Genomic DNA, 23121 nt, shown 5'->3' on the forward strand with positions numbered 1-23121 from the left:
GGCGGCCATATCAGCCGGTCGTGCCGGCAACATCCGCACTTCTGGCGAGCGCATCCACGGCGACAACGCCCCGCCCGCGCGGCAGGACCATGACCGGATTGAGCTCGATCTCGAGGAGGCTGCGATCCTTCTCGAGCGCCAGACCCGCCAGCTTGAGCACGGCATCGCCGAACGCCTCGACATCGCCGGCGGGCCCGCCGCGATAGCCCTCGAGGATCCGAGCGATCTTCAGGCCGGCGATGGCCTCCATCAGGTCGGGCCTGGTCAGCGGCAGCAGCAGGGTCGCGACATCGCGGGCGAGTTCGACCCCGGTGCCGCCGGCCCCCACCAGCAGCACATAACCGAAGCTCTCGTCGCGCCTGATGCCGACCATCATCTCGGCAACGGGCTTGGCCGCCATGCGCTCGACCAGGAAGCGGTCGGGCAGCGGCCCCTCGACATGCTGCCGCGCCGAGCTCTTGATCGCGGCGACCGCCTCCGCGACGGCCGCGGCGCTGGCGAGACCGAGGCGGACCGCGCCCGCCTCGGTCTTGTGCGGCAGGGCGGCGCTGACGAGCTTGATGGCGACCGGAAACCCGATCGCTTCCGCGGCCGCGATCGCCTCGCTCTCGCGGCAGAGGCGGCCCGCCGGAACCGGAACGCCGGCACCGGCGACCAGCCGCTTGCTCTCCCATTCGTCCAGCACCCGGGCGCTTCCAGCGATCGCGCGCGGCTCGGCCAGGCGATAGCGGTCCTCGGCATCGCCCGCGCGCAGCCGCTCGCGCCGCGCGCCATAGGTGGCGGCGGCCGCGAACGCGAACAGCCCGTCGCGGATTCCCTGCAAAGGGGCGGCACCGCTCGCGAGGGCGAGATCGCGGATATCCTGGGTCAGGCATTCCGGCAGCGTGCTGCAGACCGCGGCTGGAATCTTCGCCTTCCGCGCCGCCGCCAGGAAGCCGCGCGTGTCGGCCGTGTTGCTGATCCGGTCGATGTCGGAGCCCAGCGGCGGGAAATCCTGAATCAGGACGGTGGCGTCGTAGCCGTCCGCGAGGAAGGTCGAATGCGCCGCCTCGACCTTGTCCTCATGACCCCAGATCGCGGTGTTGTAGTCGAGCGGGTTGCTGACATTCGCGAAGGAGCCGAGCTGCGCCACGAGCCGCTCCCGGGTGGGTGCGCCGGGCTGGGGCAGCTCGAGGCCGTATCGCTCCGCCCAGTCGGCGACCATCTCGGCATCGCCGCCCGAACAGGTGAAGGCGCCGAGCCGCCGGCCGGCCGGGATGCCGCCATGGGTGAACATCTTCAGCGTCTCGAGCAGCTGCGCCGGCGTGTCCACCCGCGTGATCGCCAGCCGATGGAACAGCGCGTTGTAGGCCTCGTCGGAGCCCGCGAGCGAGCCGGTATGGCTCACGGTCAGGCGCGCCCCGATCGCCGAGGCCCCCGTCTTGAAGGCGACGATCGGGATGCCCTTGGCGGCGGCGCGGATCGCGACGCGGGCGAAGCGCGGGATGTCGCGCAGCATCTCGATATGCAGGCCCACGGCCGAGACCGACGGATCCTCGAGCAGGAACTCGATATAGTCCTCGATCCCCAGCACGCTCTGGTTGCCCGAGCTGATCACATGCGAGAAGGCGGCGGAGCGGTCGTTGAAGGTGAGGTTGATCGCGAACATGCCGCTCTGGGTGATCACGGCCGGCCCGCGTTCGGTCCGGCTGCCCGGTTGCCCATAAGGCCAGAGCGCGACGCCCTTCACGTAGTTGATCACCCCGTAGCAATTGGGGCCGACGATCGCCATGGAGCCGGCGGCCTCGATCAGCGCGCGTTCGAGCGCCAGGCCCTCCGCCCCCATCTCCTTGAAGCCCGCCGCATAACAGACCACGCCACCGGCGCCGCGCCCGGCAAGCTCGCCCAGCGTGCGAACGGTGAGTGGGGCCGGCACGGCGAGGAAGACCGCGTCCGGCGCTTCGGGCAGATCCTGGACGCTGGGGTAGCAGGGAAGGCCGGCAAGCTCGCGCCGCTTGGGATTGACGGCCCACATCGGCCCGTCGAATCCGATCTTCTGGCATTGCCGCGCCGCCTCTGCCGCCTCGTTGCCGCCGATGAAAGCGACATGGCGCGGCGCAAAAAGCCGCTCCAGATTGCGTCGCCGGTCTCCCGTCAGGCCCGTTCGTGCGGGTTCCGAAGGCGCTGCCGATGTCATTGATCCCCCTCGATGGATCGCCGCCGGTGGGGGGCGTCCGTCCCGTCTTCTTTGGCGGTGTCGCACCGGTCAGCTGCAACCGGCACGACCCTTTTTCATGGCCATGGCGGCCCGGGCAAGACCTTCGGGCGGCGCCTTCTGACTCATTCCAGATTGTATTATAGCATAGAGTATGCAGAATTAGATAATTGCTTCAGCCGAGAAGCAAGGCGCGTGAGCCCTGGGAGGCGCGCGCCCAAAAACAGAGGAAACGTCAGGAGATTCAGATGGCGAGGATGAAACGGGCAGGAGGGTTGCGGCTTGGCGCGGCGACGCTGCTGGTGGCGTTCGCGGTCGGGCTCGGAGTGGCGAAGGCGGACGGTCCCGTCACCTTCGTCGGCTGGGGCGGCGAAGGCCAGGATGCCATGAAGAAGGCCTGGGCCGACCCCTATGAGGCCGCGAGCGGCGTGAAGGTCCTGCAGGACAGCCCGACCGACTACGGCAAGTTCAAGGCCATGGTGGAGAGCGGCAACGTCACCTGGGACGTGGTCGATGTGGAAGGCAGCTTCGCCTACAAGGCCGCGGCCGAAGGGCTGCTCGAGCCGCTCGATTTCAGCGTGATCGACAAGACCAACCTCGATCCGAACTTCGTGTTCGATCATGGCGTCGGCAGCCTCACCTGGTCCTGGGTCCTCGCCTACAACAAGACCTCGCTGGGCGACAAGACGCCGGAAGGCTGGGCGGCGTTCTTCGACACCAAGACCTATCCGGGCGGCCGTGCGGTCACCAAATGGCTGGCGCCGGGCATGCTGGAAGCGGCTCTGCTGGCCGACGGCGTGCCCGCGGACAAGCTCTACCCGCTCGATATCGACCGCGCCTTCAAGAAGTTCGATTCCATCAAGAAGGACATCGTCTGGTGGGATTCGGCGGCACAGTCGCAGCAGCAGGTCGCCTCGGGCGAGGCCGCGATGGGCATGCTCTGGAACGGGCGCGCGCATCTGCTGGAAACCTCGGGCGCGCCGGTCACCGTGAGCTGGAAGGAGAACCTGGTCACCGCCGACTATGTCGTGATCCCGAAGGGCACGAAGCATAAGGCCGAGGCCATGAAACTCATCGCCCAGGTCGTGAGCGCCCAGGGCCAGGCGACCCATTCGGCGCTGACGGCCTATGGGCCGGTCAACACCCAGGCCGAGGCGCTGATCCCGGCGGATGTGAAGCCGGCTCTGCCCTCCAACCACACCGACGGCCAGATCGTGATCGATCTCGGCTATTGGGAAAAGAACATCGATGCGATCAACAAGCGCTGGTATGAGTGGCAGGCTCAGTAGTTCTATCGAGGTTCTGTCGTTGAATTGACGGCCGATCGCGGGGCGGCGGGCCGGACCCGCCGCCCCGCCTCGGATACAGCTTCGGGATTCGCCTTGCCTGCCATGCAACAGGAAGCCACCGCCGGGCTGCGAGCGGCAGCCGCCAGGATGAACCGGCCGGCGCGACGCTCCGAGGGGCGCTATGCGCTGCCCGCCTTCTTCTTCCTGTTCTTCCTCTTCGTCGTTCCGCTCTCCTCGCTGCTGCTGCGCAGCGTCACGGATCCCGTGCCGGGGCTCGGCAATTACGCGCAGCTCCTGACCGACCAGACCTACGGCAAGGTGCTGTTCAACACCTTCGCCGTCGCGGGCATCGTCACGATCGTGTCGCTGGCGCTGGGCTACCCCGTCGCCTGGCTGCTGGTGCTGCTGCCCTCGCGCGTCGCGCGCTGGCTCTTCGCGATCCTGCTGCTGTCGATGTGGACCAACCTCGTCGCCCGCACTTATGCCTGGCTCGTGCTGCTGCAGCGCACCGGCGTGATCAACCGCGCGCTGATGAGCCTCGGCCTCACCGACCACCCGATCCCGCTGGTCAACAATCTCATCGGCGTCACGATCGGCATGACCTACATCATGCTGCCCTTCGTGATCTTCCCGCTGCAGACGCGCCTCGCCGCGATCGATCCCGCCATCATGCAGGTGGCCGCGATCTCCGGCGCACGGCCGACGCAGGTGTTCTTCCGCGTGCTGCTGCCGCTGTCGCTGCCCGGCATCTATGCCGGCGGCCTCATGGTCTTCGTCATGGCGCTGGGCTACTACGTCACGCCCGCCATGCTGGGCGGCACCTCGGGCATGATGCTGGCCGAGCTGATCGGCGTGCAGGTCCAGTCGCTGCTGAACTGGGGTCTCGGCAGCGCCGCCGCCTTCATCCTCCTGTCCGTGACCCTGGCGCTCTATGCCCTCTATGTCCGCTCGGTCGGATTCGGCCAGGTGAGATAGGCGGCCATGCTGCTCTCCCTCAACCGCATGGGCCCCGGCCGGTTCGGCCTCTACGCCATCGGCATCCTGGTCGCGGCTTTCCTGCTGCTGCCGATCGTCTTCATCGCGGCCTTGTCCTTCGGCTCCTCGCGCTGGCTGGCCTTCCCGCCGCCCGGCTGGACGCTGCAATGGTACGAGGAATTTTTCGCCGACAGCCGCTGGATCGACGCCATCCTGGTCAGCATCCGGGTCGGCGCCGCCGTGATGGCGGCCTCGATTCTGCTGGGCCTTCCCGCTTCCTTCGCGCTGGTGCGCGGACGGTTCCGCGGCCGCGAGCTGCTGCGCGCCTTCTTCATCGGGCCGATGATCGTGCCCCTGATCATCCTCGCCATCGCTCTCTATGGGCTGTTCCTGCACATCGGCCTCAACGGGACCTTCATCGGCTTCGTGGCGGGCCATCTCGTCATCGCGCTCCCCTTCTCGATCATCTGCATCAGCAACGCGCTCGAGAGCTTCGACGAATCGATCGAGAAGGCCGCGATCATCTGCGGCGCCACGCCGGCCCAGGCGATCTGGCGCATCACGCTCCCCTCGATCCGCATGGGGATCTTCGCCGGCGCCCTCTTCTCCTTCCTCGCCTCCTGGGACGAGGTGGTGGTCGGCATCTTCATGGCCAGCCCCGACATGCAGACGCTGCCCGTGCGGATGTGGAACACGCTGCGCAACGACCTGTCGCCCGTGATCGCCGCGGTCTCGACCCTCCTCATCCTCGTCACCATCGCCATCCTGGCCGTGGTGATGCTGGTCCAGAAGAAGCGCGCCCGGTAAAGCGCCCCCCCCCCGCGCGACGGTCGGGCTCTGGATTACGCTGCCGGGGGGTGAAACGGCGGCAAAATCCGCATTTCGGCTTGGCACTGGCGGCACGCACCTATAATATGAATACCATAATACGGTCAGTGCGGATCGGTGATCCGAAGGGATGGATCTGGCCGTCTTTCGGAAGGAGATGGCCGTCGATGTCCCTGCGTGTCCGCAAGCTGGTCCGCTATTCCGAGGATGTCCTGATCGAGGGGGGCAAGAGCGCCGACGCCCCCATCCGCATGGTCGCGGTGGCGGCGGTCCTGGCGAATCCCTGGGCCGGCCGCGGGTTCGTCGAGAATCTCCGGCCCGAGATCCTGGCGATCGCGCCCAAGCTCGGCGAATTGCTGGTGCCCGGGATCATCGAGGCCTGCGGGAGCGTCGAAAAGGTCGAGGCCTATGGCAAGGCGGCCGTGGTCGGCACCAGCGGCGAGATCGAGCATGCCTCGGCCCTCATCCATACCTTGCGGTTCGGGAACCTCTTCCGGGAGGCGGTCGGCGGCAAATCCTATCTGAGCTTCACCAACAAGCGCGGCGGGCCGGGCTGCGCTATCGCCGTGCCGATGATGCACAAGCTGGACGAAGGCCTGCGCTCGCACTACCTGACGATCGAGTTCACCATCAACGACGCGCCGGCTCCCGACGAGATCGTGGTGGCGCTGGGTGCCTCGACCGGCGGCCGCGCCCACCCGCGCATCGGCAACCGCTATCTCGATATGAAGGAGATGGCGGAAGAGGGCAACCGTGCATGAGCCTCAGCGAAGGCAATCTGCGCGGCACGCATTTCCGCAGCGCCGGCGAAGGTCCGCCGCTGGTCCTGGTTCACGGGGTGGGGGCCGACCTGGAGATGTGGACGCCGCTGGCGGCCCTGCTCTCGCGCCATCGCCGCGTCGTCACCTATGACATGCAAGGCCATGGCGAGAGCGCGGCTCCGCCAGGGCCCTACAGCCTCGCCGATTTCGTGCGCCAGCTCCGTCGCCTCGCCGAGGATATGGAGCTCTCCCGCTTCGACCTGGCCGGCTTCTCGATGGGCGGTCTGGTGGCGCAGGGCTTCGCGCTCGAGCATCCCGGCTCGGTGAACCGGTTGATCCTGGTCAACACCGTCTATGATCGCAGCACCGCGGAGCGGCAGGCGGTGCTGGCGCGGGTCGAGGAGGCGCGATCGGGCGGCTATCTCGCGGGCGTCGAGGCGGCGATCGAGCGCTGGTTCACGCCGGCGTTCCGCACGGTCCGGCCCGAATTGATCGAGCCCATCCGCAGGCGCATGATGACCAACGACAAGGCGGCCTATGTGGCCGCCTATGCGGTGTTCGCGACGGCCGACGAGGCGCTGGCGCCGCAGCTCGGCCGGATCGAGGCGCCGACCCTGGTCATCACCGGCATGGAGGATCAGCGTTCGACACCGGCCATGGCCCAACGCATGGCCGCCATACTGCCGCGGGCGAGGCTGCAGCTTTTCCCCGGTCAGCGGCATATGACTCCGATCGAAGCGCCGGACCGCATGGCCGCGGTCATCGACGAGTTCCTGGGGGCACCGGACGCCGAGCGACAGGGATAGCAGCATGAACGAGATCGTGAACTATTCGATGTTCATCGATGGCCGCTGGACCGAGGCGGCGGACGGCAAGCGGCTCGGCAGCGTCAATCCCGCGACCGGCGAGGACTGGGCCTCCTTCCCCGAGGCCGGAATCCGCGATGTCGACGCCGCCGTCAGGGCCGCGCACAAGGCGATGACCGAGGGACCTTGGTCCCGCATGACGGCGAGCGAGCGCGGCAAGCGGCTCCGGCGCCTGGCCGATCTGCTGGCGGCGCAAGCCGACGATGTCGCCAAACTGGAGACCACCGATACGGGCAAGCTCATCCGCGAGACCCGCAGCCAGACCCGCTACACCGCCGAATATCTCAACTATTTCGCCGGCGCCGCCGACAAGCTCGAAGGCGCCACGCTGCCGATCGACAAGCCCGACCTCTTCGTGATGACGATCCGGGAGCCGATCGGCGTGGTGGCCGCGATCGTTCCCTGGAACTCGCAGCTCATGCTCACGGCGGTCAAGCTGGGCCCGGCGCTCGCCACCGGCAACGCGATCGTCATCAAGGCGTCGGAGCATGGGCCCGTGCCGCTCCTGGAGCTGGCGCGGCTCTGCGCCGAGGCCGACATCCCGCCCGGCGTCGTCAATGTCGTGACCGGCCTCGGCGATCCTTGCGGCAAGGCGCTCACCACCCATCCGCTGGTGGCGCGCATCGCCTTCACCGGCGGGCCTTCCACCGCGCGCCACATCATCCGCAACAGCGCCGAGAATTTCGGCGTCGTCACGCTCGAGCTCGGCGGCAAGTCGCCGATCCTGGTGTTCGACGATGCCGACCTCGACAGCGCCGTGAACGGCATCCTCGCCGGCAATTTCGGCGCCACGGGGCAGAGCTGCGTGGCGGGGACCCGCGTCTTCATCCAGGCGAGCGTCTATGACGAGGTCCTCGGGCGCGTGGCCGAGCGGGCGAAGCGCATCCGCATCGGCAATCCGATGGAGGAGCAGACCGAGATGGGGCCGCTCGCGACCAAGGGCCAGCGCGACAATATCGAGCGCGTGGTCGCGGCCTCGCTCAAGGAGGGCGCCTCGCTGGTGACCGGCGGCTCCCGTCCGGCGGCACAGCCCAAGGGCTGGTATTTCGAGCCCACGATCCTCGCCTGCGAGACGGCGGCGGTGCCGGTCGCGCGCCAGGAGCTGTTCGGCCCGGTCCTGAGCGCCTTCCGCTTCAAGGACGAAGCCGACGCGATCGCCGCGGCCAACGATACCGAGTTCGGCCTCGCCGCCGGCATCTTCAGCCGGGATGGCGGCCGCGCGCTGCGCGTGATGCGGCAGCTGCGCACCGGCATCGTCTGGATCAACAGCTATCGCGCCAGCTCGCCGATCGCGCCCTTCGGCGGCTACAAGTCCAGCGGCACGGGCCGCGAGGCCGGCCGCGAATCGCTGCTCGACTACACGCGGACCAAGACCGTGTGGATCGATACCTCGACCAAGCCCATGGGCGACCCGTTCATTATGCGATGAACAGGAGAGCCTTCCCGATGGAGCAATGCCGGCCGATGGCCTCCGATGCACCCCATGCGGCCCCCGCCGAAGCAGGGGCCGCATGACGAAGGAGGCTGCACCCGGAATCGTCAGCCTGCGGAACCTCGTCAAGCGGTTCGGCGCGGTCACGGCCGTCGATGGCGTCTCGCTCGAGGTGGGCGAAGGCGAGTTCCTGACCTTCCTCGGCTCCTCGGGCTCGGGCAAGACGACCACGCTCTTCATCGTGGCGGGCTTCGAGGATGCCACCAGCGGCGACGTGCTGATCGACGGCAAATCCGTACTCGGCGTACCGCCGCACCGGCGCAATATCGGCATGGTGTTCCAGCGCTACACGCTGTTCCCGCATCTCAACGTCCATGAGAACGTCGCCTTCCCGCTCTCGGTCCGGCACCGGCCGAAGGCGGAGATCGAAGCTGCGGTCAAGGAAGCGCTGCGCCTGGTCCGGCTGGAGAGCTATGCCGAGCGCAAGCCCGGCGCGCTCTCGGGCGGCCAGCAGCAACGCGTGGCGCTCGCCCGCGCCCTGGTCTATCGGCCGCGCTTCCTGCTGATGGACGAGCCGCTCGCGGCCCTCGACAAACGGCTGCGCGAGGAGATCCAGGGCGAGATCCGCCGCATTCACCAGGAGACCGGCGTGACGGTGCTCTATGTCACGCATGACCAGGAGGAGGCGCTCCGGCTCAGCGACCGGATCGCCGTCTTCAGCCATGGACGCATCGAGCAGGTCGGCACCGGCATCGATCTCTACCAATCCCCCAAGACGGCCTTCGTCGCCGGCTTCATCGGCAATTCGAACTTCATCGCCGGCACGGTCGAGGGCAGCGGCAATAACGGCACCGCGGTACGCCTGCCCGACGGCAATCTCTGCGCGATCAACGGGACGAAGCCGCCCGAGGGCAGCCGATCGGTCTCGCTCATGATCCGGCCCGAGCGGGTGCGGCTCTGTACCAGCGCCGCCGCCACGGGATCGGACTGCGCCGTCAAGGTGCGCATCCGCGAGATCACCTTCCTCGGCGAGAACCTGCATTACACCGCGACCACCGACTGGGGCCAGGTCCTGTCGATCCGGGAATCCTTCAGCGGCACCGCGTCCGGTCCGCTCGCGGTCGGGTCCGAGGCCTATGCCGCCTGGCGGCCCGCTGATCTTCATCTGTTTCCGTCTTGAGGCCGGGCGGCGGAAGACCGCCCCAGGCAACGCGTTTCGAGGGAGGAATTGCCGTCATCATGAGTCCCGAAGGCCGCTCGATATTCGATCCGAAGCTCTATGCCAATGTGCTCCGCCCGCCGCTGCAGGCCGAGTCTCTGCCGGCCTGGTGCTATACCAGCGAAGCGTTCCACGGCCGCGAGATCGAGGAGATCTTCTACCGCAACTGGATCTGCATCGGCCGCGAGGACACGCTGCCGGAGGCCGGCGACTATCGGGCCTTCGAGTATTGCGGCAGGAAGCTGATCGTGATCCGGGGCCAGGATGGCCGGATCAATGTGCTCGACAATGTCTGCCGCCACCGCGGAACCCTGCTGCTCACCGGGGCGGGACGGGTCAAGGTGATCCTCTGCCCCTTCCACCATTGGGGCTACGGTTTCGACGGGGTGCTGCGCGGCGCCCCCACGATGGAGCAGACGGAGGGCTTCGACAAACGCGAGTACGGGCTCAAGGCCTATGAGGTCGAGACCTGGAACGGCTTCATCTTCATGCGTCTCGTTCCCGGCGGCCCCGGTCTCGCCGAGGCCATGGGCGACATGGACCGGCTCGTCGCCCCCTACAACCTGCCCGACATGGCGCTCGCGCGGTCGAAGACCTTCACCGTCGCCTGCAACTGGAAGCTCTTCATCGACGTCTTCATGGAGGACTACCACGTCAAGCCGGTGCATAAGAGCTCGATCGCCGGCACCTATACCGCGCCCGAGCCGCTGGAGCGGATCAACGGGGATTTCGCCACCATCTTCAACCCGCATCAGGGCACCAGCGCGCTGCTGACGGGCGAACAGTATCTCGCTTTCCCGCCGATCCTGGGCCTCACCGGCAAGGCCGCGGCCGGCACGCGCTATCTCTTCTTCTATCCGACCTTCGCCTATGCCTGCACGGTCGACTGCATGTGGTTCTTCGAGATCTATCCGGAAGGGCCGTCGCGGACGAAGGTGGTCATGAACATGTGCTTCCCGCGCTCCACCGTGGCGCGCGCGGATTTCGAGCAGAAGTTCAAGGCCTACGAGACCCGCTGGGCGGTCTCCATGCAGGAGGATGTCGACGTGCTCGAGCGCCAGCAGGCCGGATTCGAGACGGACCAGTTCACGCCGGGCCGCTATTCCCCGCTCGAGCCCGTCGTCAGCATGTTCGCCAGCTGGCTGGTGCGTCATGCGATCGTCACGCCGCAGGAGCGCGCACGCTGACCACGCCGCCGTCCTTCATACGGCGCTTCGATCCGACTATCTGACGCGGGTTCCGAATTCGACGGCCGCCGCGATGGCCGGCGTTCCGGCGCCGGCAGGCGTTCGGCTTGACAGCCGGCAGAGGGTGAAGGGATAAGGACGGGAACTCCCCCGGCGCTCCTTCGGGATCGCCACCGGCCAGCGGAACCGCCATGACCGATGTTCCCGCCATTCCCGTCGCCAAGGGCGCTGCCCTGCGCGAGATCCTGCCGCGCTATGCCAACCGCCATGGGCTGATCACCGGCGCCACCGGCACCGGCAAGACCGTGAGCCTGCAGGTGATCGCCGAAGGGCTCTCGGCGCGGGGCGTGCCGGTCTTCATGGCCGACGTGAAGGGCGATCTCGCGGGGCTGAGCCAGGCCGGCGCGATGAGCCCGAAGCTCCAAGAACGGCTGACGAAACTCGGGCTGCCGGCGCCCTCGTTCCGCGCCTATCCCGTCATCTTCTGGGACCTGTTCGGCGAGCAGGGCCATCCGGTGCGCGCCACCATCTCGGAGATGGGGCCGCTGCTGCTGGGCCGGCTGCTCGATCTCAACGAGACCCAGACCGGCGTCCTCAATCTCGTCTTCAAGCTCGCCGACGACCAGGGCCTGCTGCTGCTCGACCTCAAGGACCTGCAGGCGATGCTGGCCTTCGTCGCCGACAATGCCAAGGAGCTGACCACCACCTACGGCAATGTCAGCGCCGCCACGGTGGGCGCCATCCAGCGCGGCCTGCTGCAGCTCGAGAGCCAGGCCGGCGACAGGTTCTTCGGCGAGCCGGCGCTGGAGCTGGCCGACCTGATGCTGACCGACCCCTCGGGGGCCGGCGCCGTCAACATCCTCGCCGCCGACAAGCTGATGCAGAGCCCGCGGCTCTACGCGACCTTCCTGCTCTGGCTGCTGTCGGAGCTGTTCGAGAACCTGCCGGAGGTCGGCGATCCCGACAAGCCGAAGCTCGTCTTCTTCTTCGACGAGGCGCACCTGCTCTTCAACGACGCGCCCAAGGCGCTCCTGGAGAAGATCGAGCAGGTGGTGCGGCTGGTCCGCTCCAAGGGCGTGGGCGTCTTCTTCGTGACGCAGAATCCGCTGGACGTGCCGGACACGGTGCTGGGCCAGCTCGGCAACCGCGTGCAGCATGCCTTGCGCGCCTTCACGCCGCGCGACCAGAAGGCGGTGAAGGCGGCGGCCCAGACCTTCCGGCAGAACCCCGCGCTCGACACCGAGAAGACGATCATGGAGCTCGGCGTCGGCGAGGCGCTGGTCTCCTTCCTCGAGCCGGGCGGCACGCCCGCCATCGTCGATCGCGCCTTCATCCTGCCGCCGGGCTCGCGGCTGGGCGCCATCACGCCCGAGGAGCGCCAGCGCGTCATCGCGGCGAGCCCGGTCAAGGGCCGTTACGAGCAGGCGATCGATCGCGAATCCGCCTTCGAGACGCTGCAGGGCCGCAAAGCCGCCGCCGCGCCTCCCGGAAGCTGGCAGCGGCCGACGGACGTGAAAACGACGCGGCAGGCCGAAGCCCGCTCGGGCCCCTGGGGCGGTACGGCGGCGCCCAGTACGGAACCGGCGCGCCCGGCACCGCAACGCCAGGCGCCGCCGCGTGAAGAGAGAAGCACCTTCGACAAGATCGTCTTCGGCGACGGACGGCGCCAAGGCCTGGCCGAGGCGATGGCCAAGAGTGCCGTGCGCCAGGTCGGCAGCTCGCTCGGCCGCCAGATCCTGCGCGGCGTGCTGGGCTCGATCCTCAAGGGCTAGGATCGGCCGCGAACAGCTCTGCCGCACCCGACGCTCGGGGCCAATATCCTTCAGCCGCCTGAATCGCCATCGATCCGGATGAAGCGGAGGAAATCGACATCATGGCCGACGAGCTCGTCTTCTATACCCATCCCATGTCGCGCGGCCGCATCGCCCGCTGGATGCTCGAGGAGCTGGGCCAGCCTTACCGCACCGAGATCCTGGATTATGGCACGAGCATGAAGGCGCCGGACTACCTCGCCATCAACCCGATGGGCAAGGTCCCGGCCATCCGTCATGGCGACACGATCGTGACGGAATGCGCCGCCATCTGCGCCTATCTCGCCGACGCCTTTCCGCAGGCGGGCCTGGCGCCGCCGCCCGGCGATCGCCAACGTGGACCCTATTACCGCTGGCTGTTCTTCACGGCCGGCCCGATCGAGGCGGCCGCGACCAACAAGGCGCTGGGCGTCGCGATCCCCGAGGATCGCCGCCGGATGGTCGGCTACGGCTCCCCCGCCGATGCGCAGAACGCGTTGGAGACCGCGGTCTCGGGCCGCGATTACATCACCGGCGACCGCTTCTCCGCGGCCGATGTCTATGTCGGCGCCCAGATCGGCTGGGGCCTGCGCTTCGGCACGCTCGAGAAACGGCCCGCCTTCGAACGCTACTGCGAGCGGCTCAGCCGCCGACCGGCCGCGATGCGGGCGAACGAGATCGACGACGCCCTGATGGCGAAATAGCCGGCCGCTCAGACGGCGCGCTTGTGCCGCTCGATGCAGGTGGCGATGACCTCGTCCATCGGAAGCCGCCACCACTGCTCGGAGAAGATCTCGACCTCGGCATAGCCGCGATAGCCCGCGGCCTCCACCAGGGCACGGACGGCGGGGATGTCGACGATGCCGTCGCCCATCATGCCGCGATCGTTCAGGAGATGCCGGGTCGGCACCAGCCAGTCGCAGACATGGAAGGCCTGGAGCCGCCTGGCGCCGGCGCGCGCGATCTGCGCCGCGAGCGCCGGGTCCCACCAGACATGATAGATGTCGACAGCCACGCCGAGCCCGCGGCTGCCATCGGGATCGAGCGCTTCGCAGAGATCGAGCGCCTGGCCCAGCGTGTTGATGCAGCCCCGGTCGGCCGCCATCATCGGATGCAGCGGCTCGAGCGCGAGCGGCATCTTCGCTGTTTCGGCGAACTCCAGAAGATACGCGATCTCCTCGGCGACCATGGCGCGCGCCGCCGCGATGTCCTTGCCGGGCGCGCTGCCGGGCCGCGAGAATTGCGGCAGCCCGCCCGCCACCAGCACCAGGCAGGGAGCGCCCAGCACCGCGGCCTCCTCGACCGCGCGGCGATTGTCGTCGCGGGCCGCCTGGCGATGCGCCGCATCCGCCACCATCATGCCGCCGCGGCAATAGCCGGAGAGCGCGAGGCCGGCGTCGCGCAGGGCCTTGGCCGAGCGGTCGAGCCCCATCTCCGCCACCTTGTGGCGCCAGGGACAGACCGCCGTCACGCCGTGGCGGGCGCAGGCCTCGATGATCGCCGCCAGATCGCCCTGCCGGTCGAGCGTGATGGTGTTGATCGAGAGCCAGCGATGCTCGGCCGAGAAATCCCTCATCCGGGCGCTCCGCGCCCCGACGCTTTCGCGGCGGCGCGCGACAGGGCGGCCTCGCTGGTGGCGGATGTCGTCAGAAAGCGGCGAAACAGCTCCACTTGCCCCTGCACCATCGCCGTCCCCTCGACGAAGGTTCTGCCGAACCGCTCGGCGTCGCGCCGCAGGCGCGACGGCTGTTCGGCGATCACGATATCGACCACGGCCCCGGCATCCCGGACGATCCCGGGCGCGAAGGGCGACGGATCGCCCCGATTCATGCCGAGCGGCGTGGCGTTCACCAGAATATCATAACGCGCCTTGCCCGCCACGGCGTCGCCAAGCACGCAGCCGCGCGCGAGTCGCCGCAGCGCCTGCAGGAAATCTGTCACCTTGCCGGAGTCGCTGTCGATGATAGTCAGCGCGGCGGCGCCGGCTCCGACGATGCGCGCCGCGATCGCCGTTCCGGCGCCGCCACTGCCCGCCAGCAGAAAACGCCGGCCCGCAAGCTCGAGGCCGGCGGCGCGGACCGCCGCCTCGAACCCGTGGCCGTCGAAATTGGCGCCGATCCAGGAATCGCCGTCGAAACGGATGCAGTTGGCGGCGCCCAGCAGACGCACGAGCGGGGTGCGGCGGTCGAGATGGGCGCAGATCCCGCTCTTCAGCGGCGTGGTCACCACCAGTCCCGCGACGTCGCCGCTGCGCCGCAAGGCCTCGACATGGCGGCCGAGCGCGACCGGTCCCAGCCGCTTCTTCACCACGCGCAACGCCTGCCCCTCGCGTTCGAACAGGCGGTTGAGCAGGTCCGGCGTGCGGACATGGTCGATCGGCGTGCCGATCATCTCGATGCGCCGGCCGCCCGTCTCGCGCATCGGCGCCGCTCGGGTCAGCGCAGGCCCGCCAGATAGGCCGCGTATCGCTCGGCGATGACAGCCGCCGGCAGGTCGCCGTCATGCAGGAGCACGCGATAGCGCAAGGTCATGGTCTCGCCCTGCCTGATGTCGCGCTTCTCGAGGCGGAACGGGCCCACCGTGACGACGCCCCAATCGGCGACGAACCACCAGGGATCGCGATGGTCGCGCGGATCGGGAAAGAGCGCCAGGCCCGCCCAGTGCCCGCCGCCGACCGGCCCGCAATAATGCACCCAGTGCGCGCCGGCGCCGCTGACCGCCGCCCCGCCGCTGGCGCCGCGATCGTTCACGACCCGGCCGCCCGAGGTCACGGCGATCGATTCCGCGACCCGCAGGTTGAAATAGGCATGGCGCGTCGGTCCCAGCGACAGGTCCCAGGCCGCGGCCGAAAGCGCCGACTCCACATCGATGACATAGGCGCCGCCCTCGAGCTTCAGATCGAGCCGGCGCCGCTCGCGCGCGGCGAGCCGCCCTTCGGGCGCCGCCCATTCCACCGGCCCGCGCCACTCCATCTCCTGGGTGATGCGATAGCCGGCAGCGGTCTCCTCGCCCATGGCCTGGGTCTGCAGAATCCGGCCGGGCGCACGGCCCTGGAAGGTCTCGTTGACGTAGAAATTATAGGTGTACTGCTCTTTCCGGCCGTCGGCCGCCGGCATCCAGCAATCGACATGGTCCGAGGCGATCCAGCAGGAATTGTGATGCGGATGATCGGCCGGGCATTCCGAGGTCACGGCGAAGCCCTGCGGCGTATAGACCGGGAAGAGATAGGGCCGGTGATGGCCCTGGGTCAGGCTGAGGACGGGAAGATTGCCACGGCGCAGCGTCCGCCGCTCGGTCTTGGCCCAGGCCCCCTGCGGCAGGGCGATCGGGTCGTCGGCGAGGATGAAACGATCGGTCATGGGGAATCTCCCGAGAGGCTTCTGCCTAACATGGCACCGGCCGCGCCTGCAATCGATTGCGTAATTCGCCAAGGAGCGTTCGCCCCTTATCGTGACCGAGCCTTTCGGCCGGTCGCTCCGCCGTCCGAAGTGCGTGCCGGCCGCGGCGGCGAGGTCGAGTTGCGCAGGATCAGGCTGGTGTCGAGCGGGTAATGCGTGGCATGCGGCTTGCCGTCGAGGCAGGCCATGAGATGCTCGGCGGCACGCCGGCCCATCTCCGCCGCCGGCACCCGGACCGTGGTCAGGCCGCGCCCGAGATGCGAGGCGAAATCCAGATCGTCGAAGCCGGCGATCGAAAGCTGGCGCGGGACGGCGATGCCGCGCTCCTCGCATTCGATGACGGCGCCGAAGGCGAGAACGTCGCTGCCGCAGATCACCGCCGTCGGCTTCGGCCGCAGGCCCAGCAGGCGTCGCAGCCCGCCGCGCCCGCCTTCGATGTTGTAAGGCTCCTCCACGATCGCGGCGTCAGGGACCTCGATGCGGCGGGCGGCCAGCGTCTGGATCACGCCCTCGATGCGATCCTTGACGCGATCGTTGTTGCGGCGAAAGCCGACGATGAGACCGAAATGCCGGTGGCCGAGCTCGAGGAGGTAGCGGGCGATCTGCGCCGAGGCGGCGCGGTTGTCGAAGCCGACCGAGGGCTGCGCGCTCTTCGGCCGGTAGGTGTAGGTATTGATGAAGGGGATGCTCTTGCCCGCCAGCAGGGCCATGAGCTCGGGCGCATGGGTATGGCCGACCAGCACCAGTCCTTCGGCGCCGCGCTCCACCAGCAGGCGGGACTGGCGCCATTCGCGCTCCATGTCGAAATTCGAGGTCGTCACCAACAGCGAGTAGCCGTTCTCGCCGGCGGCGTTCTGCAGCGCCTCGACCAGCCGGGCATAGATGGCGTGATCCAGCGTCGGGATGACGGCGCCGATCGTCCGCGTCCGCCGCGACCGGAGCGCGCCCGCCGCGTTGTTGCGCAGATAGCCCAGCTCGGCGACGGCGGCGTGGATGCGGGCCCGCATCTCCTCGCTGATCATGGCCGGCATGGTCAGCGCGCGCGACACGGTCGATGCCGAGCAGCCGACGCGGCGCGCCACATCGCTGAGGCGGATCGCGCCGGACCCGCGCTTCTGAGACCGCTTCCTGGCTTTGGGCATGCCCTTCCTTAGCCATCGCCGGAATCCGGAGTCAAGCTTGACAGAGCCGGCGGCATTTTGTGCAATCGATTGCAGGAATCTCGTTTTGCACTGCAGCAAGCGGCGGACCGGAACTCGTGGAACAACGCAGACTGGCGCTCGTCACCGGATCGCGGCGCGGCATCGGCCGCGCCGCGGCCTTCGCGCTGGCGGAAGCCGGATTCGATGTCGTCATCAACGACCTGGAACGCGACGACGACGCCGAGGCCACCTTGCGGGGCCTGGCGGACCGGGGGGTGCAATCCCGCTTCATCCTGAGCGATATCGGCGATATCGACGGCCATGCCCCCCTGCTCGACGAGATCTACGGAGCGTTCGGCCGCCTCGATTGCCTGGTGAACAATGCCGGCATGATCGCCCAGCGCCGCGGCGATATCCTCGAGGCGAGTCCCGCGGAGCTCGACGGGCTCTGGCGCATCAATCTGCGCGGCACCTTCTTCCTGACCCAGGCCGCCGCGCGCCGCATGATCGCCGAGAGCCCCGACCGGCCCGGCCGCTCGATCGTGACCATCACCTCGGCCAACTCTCTCATGGTCTCGCCGGAGAAGGCCGCCTACTGCATCTCCAAATCGGCGGCCTCCATGGCGGCGCAGCTCTTCGCCGTCCGGCTGGCCGAGCACGGAATCCCCGTGTTCGAGATCCGGCCCGGCCTCATCACCACCGAGATGTCGGCGCCGGTGCGCGAGCGCTACAGCAAGATGATGGCAGAGGGGTTGACGCCGATCCGGCGCTGGGGCACGCCCGAAGAGGTCGGCCGGACCGTCGCCAGCCTCGCCACCGGCGCCATCCCCTACAGCATCGGCCAGGTCGTCAATGTCGACGGCGGCCTGCTGACCTTCCGCCTCTGAACCGGACGAGAGATCGACGCCCATGAAGCTCGTGAGCTATACGCATAAAGGTCGTTCCTCCTGGGGTGCTGCCGCCGGCACCGGCCTCGTCGATATGGGCAAGCGCCTGCCCGATCTGCCGTCGCTGCGCAGCGCGCTCGCCGCCAACGCCCAAGGCCGGATCGCGGCGGCGCTCAAGGGCGCCACGGCCGACCTGCCGCTGAGCGAGGCCAGGCTGCTGCCGCCGATCCCGGATCCGGAGAAGGTCATCTGCTTCGGCAACAATTACCGGGAGCATGTGCTGGAGGCGGGCGGCAAGATTCCCGAGCACCCGTCGCTCTTCGTCCGGCTCGCCAACACGCTGGTGGGTCACGAGGCGCCGATCATCGTGCCCCGCGTCTCCTCCGATCTCGATTACGAGACCGAGCTGGCGCTGGTGATCGGAAAGCCGGGCCGCCATATCCCGGCGGCGAAGGCCTTCGACCATATCGCCGGCTATACCTGTTTCCATGATGCGTCGGTCCGGGATTTCCAGCTCCTTCATTCGCTCGATGCGGGCAAGAACTTCATCGGCACCGGGCCCTGCGGCCCCTGGATCGTGACGCGCGACGAGATCCCGAACCCGGGCAACCTCACTCTCCGCACCCGCCTCAACGGGACCCTGCTGCAGAACGGAAACACGAGCGAGCTTATCTTCGATATCCCGGCGATGATCGCCTATATCTCCTCCTTCACGCCGCTCGCGCCCGGCGACATCATCGCCACCGGCACGCCCAGCGGCGTCGGCTTCACCCGCAAGCCGCCGATCTGGCTCAAGCCCGGCGATGTGGTGGAGATCGAGGTCGAGGGCATCGGCATCCTGCGCAATCCGGTGCGCGCGGAAGGCGACGAGGGCTAGGCTCGGGCCATGTATCTCGGCGTCGATATCGGCGGCACCTTCACCGACCTCGTCATGATGGACGAGGCCGGCGCCATCGGCACCGCCAAGGCCCTGACCACGCCGGGCGAGCTCGAGCAGGGCGTGCTCAGCGCCGTGGCGCTCGCGGCCGAAGCCCGGGGCCTCGCGCTGCACGAGCTGCTGGCCCAGGTGAAGATCTTCGGCCACGGCACCACCCAGGCGACCAACGCGCTGATCGAGCGCAAGGGAGCCAAGACCGGCCTCATCGCCACGCGCGGCTTCGGCGACACCATCGGGCTGCAGCGCCTGCTGGGCTTCTCGGCCGGCGTGCCGGTGGACCAGCTCGGCTGGTACAGCAAGCGGCGCTATCCCGATCCGATCGTGCCGATCGCGCTCCGGCGCGAGGTGCCGGAGCGCATCGATCATGCCGGCCGCGTGCTGTTGGCGCTCGACCGCGCCGCGGCGCGCCAGGCGGTCGAGGAGCTGGCCGCGGCCGGGGTCGAGACCTTCGCCGTGGCCCTGCTCTGGGCCTTCCGCAACCCCGCACACGAACAGGCGGTCGGCGAGCTCATCCGCGAGATCAGCCCGAACGCCTATGTGAGCCTCTCATCCGAGGTGTCGCCCATCATCGGCGAGTATGAGCGGACCGCCACCACGGCGCTCAACAGCTATCTCGCGCTCAAGGTCGTGTCCTATCTCGACCGGGTCGAGGCGGTCCTGCGCGAGAACGGCTTCAGCGGCAAGTTCTACATCCTCAACAGCGCGGGCGGCGTCATGCCGGCAGCCGAGGCGGCGCGCAAGCCGGTGCTGCTGGTGGCGAGCGGTCCCGCGGGCGGCGTGCTGGGTTCGCTCCAGCTCGCCAAGACGCTGGGCCATCACAATGTCATCACCACCGACATGGGTGGGACCAGCTTCGACGTGTCGCTGATCGTCGAAGGAAAGCCGCTGGTCTCGGCCAGCCATGAGGCCGGCGGCTACCATCTCAACACGCCGATGATCGACATCCTGGCGGTGGGCGCCGGCGGCGGCTCGATCGCGCGGGTGGAGAACGGGTTGCTGCGCGTCGGCCCCGAGAGCGCCGGCGCCCGGCCCGGTCCCGTCTGCTACGGACGCGGCGGCACCCGAGCGACCGTGACCGACGCCGATGTCGTGCTCGGCATCATCTCGCCCGACAATTTCCTCGGCGGACGCATGAAGCTCGACCTCGCCGCCGCCCGCGAGGCGATCCGCACCCAGATCGCCGAGCCGTTGGGTCTCGGCATCGAGGAGGCCGCCGCCGGCATCGTGCGCATCGTCAACGGCCATATGGCCGACACGCTGCGCGAGGTCACGATCGGGCGCGGCTTCGATCCGCGCGATTTCGTGATCTTCGCCTATGGCGGCGCCGGCCCCGCCCATTGCGCGGGCTACGGCGCCGAGCTCGGCGCGCGCCGCATCCTCATCCCCGCCACCAGCATGGCGCATTCGGCTTATGGCGCGCTCGCCTCCGACGTCCATCATTCGAGCGAGCGCTCGCAGCTCATGCGCGGGGGCGGCAGCGGCCATCATCCCTGGGAAGGGATCGATGTCGAGGAGGTCGCCCGGATCTTCGCCGATCTCGAGGCGCGCTGCGTCGCCGGCATGGAGCGCACCGGCATCGCGCGCGAGCACGCGACCGTGCTGCGCACCGTCGATATGCGCTATCGCCGCCAGACCCACGACCTGATCGTCCGCTTCCCCGACGGGCCGGTCGACGCCCAGGCGGTCAGGGCCGCGGTCGAGCGGTTCGAAGCCGATTACGAGGGGCTTTACGGCAAGGGCTCGGGCTTCCGCGACGCCGGCATCGAGCTCAGCACCTTCCGGATGCAGGCGACCGGCCACACCGCCACGCCGGCCCCGAAATGGGACGGCGCGCGCCATGCGGTCGAGCCCGGCGCGCGCATGATCTTCGAGCCCGGCCTCGGCACCCGCATGAAGGTGCCGGTCTGGCAATGGCTCGAGCTGCCGGTCGGCCACCATGTCGACGGGCCGGCCGTGATCGAGCATCCCGAGACCACCGTCTATGTCGGCCCGAAGCAATCGGCCGTGATCGACAAGACCGGCAATCTCTCCATCGACCTTGCGGAGGCAAAGCCATGACCGCCGCCACCGTCCTCGAGCGCGACCGATCCGGCAAGATCGATCCCATCACTTTCGAGGTGATCCGCCACAAGCTCCAGGCCATCACCGAGGAGCAGGCCATCACGCTGAAGCAGGTCTCGGGCTCGCCGGTGGTGACCGAGGCGACCGATTTCAACAACGGCCTCTATCTGGCCGACGGCTCGATCGTGACCATGGGTCCGCAGGTGATCTTCCACACCGGCACCATGTCGACCGTGATCCGCAACATCATCCAGGAGTTCGGGCCCCGCGGCGAGATCCGCGAGGGCGACATGTTCATCCTCAACGACCCCTATCGGGGCGCCATCCACCAGCCGGACGTCTCGATCGTGGCGCCGATCTTCCATGAGGGGCGCCATTGCGGCTGGGCCGGCTCCTGCGCCCACCAGCTCGATGTCGGCGGCATGGGCTTCGGGAGCTGGGCCTACCGGGCGACCGAGGTGCAGCAGGAGGCCATGCTGCTGACGGGCCTCAAGCTGATCGAGGGCGGCAAGCTGCGCGAGGATCTCTGGCAGATGATCATGAGCATGACGCGCCTGCCGAACTATCTGGGCCTCGACCTCAAGGGCATGATCGCCGCCAACAATGTCGCGATCCAGCGCATGATCGAGCTGTTCCGGCGCTACGGACTGGACACGGTCGAGGCGGTGATGAATGCCGAGATCGACGCCTCCGAGCGTCGCATGCGCGAGCGGCTGAAGAAGATCCCGGACGGCATCTACCGGGCGCGCGACTATATCGACCATGACGGTCACACGAACGCGCTCTACCGGGTCTGCCTCGCCATCCACAAGAAGGGCGACGAGATCACCTTCGATCTGGAGGGTACCTCCGAGCAGGCGCCGGGCTTCATCAACTGCACCTGGTCGGGCATGAAGGGGGCGCTCCTGACCGGCCTGCTGCCGATCCTCGCCCCCGACATCCGCTGGAACGAAGGCGTGCTCAGGCCCGTCACCATCCATGCGCCCGAGGGCACGCTCTGCAACGCGCGCTGGCCGGCGCCGGTCTCGGGCGCCACCGTCTGCGCGGTCTGGATCGTGATGAATGTGGCGGTCGCCGCCCTTTCGCGCATGGTGAGTTGCGCGCCCGAGATGGTGCGCGAGGCCCAGGCCGTGACCAAGGGCCAGATGTCGGTGCTGACGCTCGCCGGCCGCAACCGCAACGGTGAGGCCTATGGCACGCTGCTGCTCGATTCGATGGCGGGCGGGGGCGGCGCCTCGATCGATCTCGACGGGCTCGACGGCTCGGGCGACTACGACGTGCCGCGCCCGGCCATCGCCAATGTCGAGGCCAACGAGGCGGCGGGGCCGATCCTCTATCTCTTCCGCTCCTTCGTGCCCGACACGGCGGGCCCCGGCCGCATGCGCGGCGGCGGCTCCACCGGCCTGGCGCTGGTCGCCCATGACGTCGAAAAGCTCGATGCCATGGTGATCGGCCATGGCGTCGAGGTGCCGAACTCGCTCGGCCTCTTCGGCGGGCTGCCGGGCGCCTGCGCCTATCACCTCCTGAAGCGCAGCAACCAGGGCGTCGGCGCGCTGCTCGAGCGCTATTGGAACGCCGCCCGCGTCATGGCGGACGAAACCGTCGAGGATCTGGGCGCCAAGCCCGGCGGCTTCCGCATCGGCCAGGGCGATGTCTTCTGCTACACGTTCCAGGGCGGCGGCGGCTATGGCGATCCGCTGCTGCGCCCGCCGGCGCGCGTGCTGCAGGATGTCCGCGACGGCCATGTCTCGGCCGCCAGCGCCGCGGCGCTCTATGGCGTCGCCATCGCCGGGGAGGATATCGACCAGCCGGCGACCGAGGCCCGGCGCCGCGCGATCCGCCAGCAGCGGCTCGGCGGCAAGGTGCCGAAGAAGGCGGCGCCCGAGGGCCGCAGCGACGGCTCGGCCGAGATCCGAATCGGCGCCGACCGCCATTTCCATTGCGGCTGCGGCACCGATCTCGGCCCCTGCCGCGAGAACTGGAAGCCGCGGGCCGTCGGGCGCAAGCTCGCGGCCGCGGATTGCGGGCCCCATGTCCGCCTCCATGCCGAGCTCGAGCTCCGGGAATTCTGCTGCTCCGATTGCGCCACGCTTCTCGAAGTCGAGGTCCTGCGCAAGGACGAGGAACCGCTCTGGAGCATGAGCCTCGCCTGAGG

General features: G+C 68.6%; 19 protein-coding genes. 14 read left to right on the forward strand and 5 right to left on the reverse strand.

Annotated elements, in window-relative coordinates:
• Positions 1-10: 10 nt before the first annotated feature.
• The gene (locus FRZ61_RS22640; RefSeq protein WP_151119870.1) at positions 11-2176 is read right to left on the reverse strand and encodes an acetate--CoA ligase family protein; all 2166 of its coding nucleotides are present in this window, start codon (positions 2174-2176) and stop codon (positions 11-13) included.
• A gap of 266 nt (positions 2177-2442) precedes the next feature.
• Between FRZ61_RS22640 and FRZ61_RS22645 the strand changes: the two genes are divergently transcribed.
• The 10 genes from FRZ61_RS22645 (at position 2443) to FRZ61_RS22690 (ending at position 13245) form a co-directional block, all read left to right on the forward strand.
• Positions 2443-3483 (forward strand): ABC transporter substrate-binding protein, encoded by a 1041-nt coding sequence (locus FRZ61_RS22645; protein WP_151119871.1) that lies wholly within the window; start codon positions 2443-2445, stop codon positions 3481-3483.
• A 102-nt stretch (positions 3484-3585) separates the two neighbouring features.
• Entirely contained in the window at positions 3586-4458 is an 873-nt protein-coding gene (locus FRZ61_RS22650; protein WP_225308957.1) for an ABC transporter permease, read from the forward strand.
• A gap of 6 nt (positions 4459-4464) precedes the next feature.
• Positions 4465-5265 (forward strand): ABC transporter permease, encoded by an 801-nt coding sequence (locus FRZ61_RS22655; protein ID WP_151119872.1) that lies wholly within the window; start codon positions 4465-4467, stop codon positions 5263-5265.
• Positions 5266-5453: 188 nt separating this feature from the next.
• Entirely contained in the window at positions 5454-6047 is a 594-nt protein-coding gene (locus FRZ61_RS22660) for an amino acid synthesis family protein (RefSeq protein ID WP_151119873.1), read from the forward strand.
• Positions 6044-6853 (forward strand): alpha/beta fold hydrolase, encoded by an 810-nt coding sequence (locus tag FRZ61_RS22665; protein WP_151119874.1) that lies wholly within the window; start codon positions 6044-6046, stop codon positions 6851-6853. The genes FRZ61_RS22660 and FRZ61_RS22665 overlap by 4 nt, the downstream gene beginning before the upstream one ends.
• Positions 6854-6857: 4 nt before the next feature.
• Positions 6858-8342 carry an aldehyde dehydrogenase gene (locus FRZ61_RS22670; RefSeq protein ID WP_191909171.1) on the forward strand — a complete coding sequence of 495 codons (1485 nt, stop codon included), beginning with the start codon at positions 6858-6860 and terminating at the stop codon, positions 8340-8342.
• Positions 8343-8424: 82 nt separating this feature from the next.
• Positions 8425-9525, forward strand: coding sequence for an ABC transporter ATP-binding protein (locus FRZ61_RS22675; RefSeq protein ID WP_151119875.1), 1101 nt, complete (start codon positions 8425-8427; stop codon positions 9523-9525).
• Between the two features lie 59 nt (positions 9526-9584).
• Entirely contained in the window at positions 9585-10751 is a 1167-nt protein-coding gene (locus tag FRZ61_RS22680) for an aromatic ring-hydroxylating oxygenase subunit alpha (RefSeq protein ID WP_151119876.1), read from the forward strand.
• Positions 10752-10942: 191 nt separating this feature from the next.
• Positions 10943-12523, forward strand: coding sequence for a helicase HerA-like domain-containing protein (locus FRZ61_RS22685; RefSeq protein ID WP_151119877.1), 1581 nt, complete (start codon positions 10943-10945; stop codon positions 12521-12523).
• A gap of 101 nt (positions 12524-12624) precedes the next feature.
• Positions 12625-13245 (forward strand): glutathione S-transferase family protein, encoded by a 621-nt coding sequence (locus tag FRZ61_RS22690; RefSeq protein ID WP_151119878.1) that lies wholly within the window; start codon positions 12625-12627, stop codon positions 13243-13245.
• Positions 13246-13253: 8 nt separating this feature from the next.
• On the opposite strand, the gene FRZ61_RS22695 is transcribed toward FRZ61_RS22690, so the two are convergent.
• The 4 genes from FRZ61_RS22695 to FRZ61_RS22710 all read right to left on the reverse strand — a co-directional run bounded on the left by FRZ61_RS22695 (position 13254) and on the right by FRZ61_RS22710 (position 17081).
• On the reverse strand, positions 13254-14117 hold the full coding sequence (locus tag FRZ61_RS22695) for a sugar phosphate isomerase/epimerase family protein (protein ID WP_151119879.1): 864 nt from the start codon (positions 14115-14117) through the stop codon (positions 13254-13256).
• Complete coding sequence (locus FRZ61_RS22700) at positions 14114-14962, reverse strand: shikimate dehydrogenase family protein (RefSeq protein ID WP_151119880.1); 849 nt, start codon at positions 14960-14962, stop codon at positions 14114-14116. Before FRZ61_RS22700 ends, FRZ61_RS22695 begins: the two co-directional genes overlap by 4 nt.
• A gap of 14 nt (positions 14963-14976) precedes the next feature.
• Positions 14977-15900, reverse strand: coding sequence for a DUF6807 family protein (locus tag FRZ61_RS22705; protein ID WP_151119881.1), 924 nt, complete (start codon positions 15898-15900; stop codon positions 14977-14979).
• Between the two features lie 86 nt (positions 15901-15986).
• Entirely contained in the window at positions 15987-17081 is a 1095-nt protein-coding gene (locus FRZ61_RS22710) for a LacI family DNA-binding transcriptional regulator (RefSeq protein ID WP_151119882.1), read from the reverse strand.
• 116 nt (positions 17082-17197) lie between these two features.
• Here FRZ61_RS22710 and FRZ61_RS22715 point away from each other — a divergent pair, with 116 nt between their 5' ends.
• The 4 genes from FRZ61_RS22715 to FRZ61_RS22730 are packed head-to-tail and all read left to right on the forward strand — an operon-like array spanning position 17198 to position 23119.
• The gene (locus tag FRZ61_RS22715; protein WP_151119883.1) at positions 17198-17968 is read left to right on the forward strand and encodes a 3-ketoacyl-ACP reductase; all 771 of its coding nucleotides are present in this window, start codon (positions 17198-17200) and stop codon (positions 17966-17968) included.
• 22 nt (positions 17969-17990) lie between these two features.
• A complete protein-coding gene (locus tag FRZ61_RS22720) occupies positions 17991-18845 on the forward strand; it encodes a fumarylacetoacetate hydrolase family protein (protein ID WP_151119884.1) in 855 nt (284 codons plus the stop codon).
• A 9-nt stretch (positions 18846-18854) separates the two neighbouring features.
• Positions 18855-20963, forward strand: coding sequence for a hydantoinase/oxoprolinase family protein (locus FRZ61_RS22725; protein WP_151119885.1), 2109 nt, complete (start codon positions 18855-18857; stop codon positions 20961-20963).
• Positions 20960-23119: a hydantoinase B/oxoprolinase family protein gene (locus FRZ61_RS22730; RefSeq protein WP_191909172.1), complete on the forward strand. Its 2160-nt coding sequence runs from the start codon at positions 20960-20962 to the stop codon at positions 23117-23119. The genes FRZ61_RS22725 and FRZ61_RS22730 overlap by 4 nt, the downstream gene beginning before the upstream one ends.
• Positions 23120-23121 lie beyond the last annotated feature (2 nt).

The organism is Hypericibacter adhaerens, assembly GCF_008728835.1.
In the GTDB taxonomy this organism is placed as follows: domain Bacteria; phylum Pseudomonadota; class Alphaproteobacteria; order Dongiales; family Dongiaceae; genus Hypericibacter; species Hypericibacter adhaerens.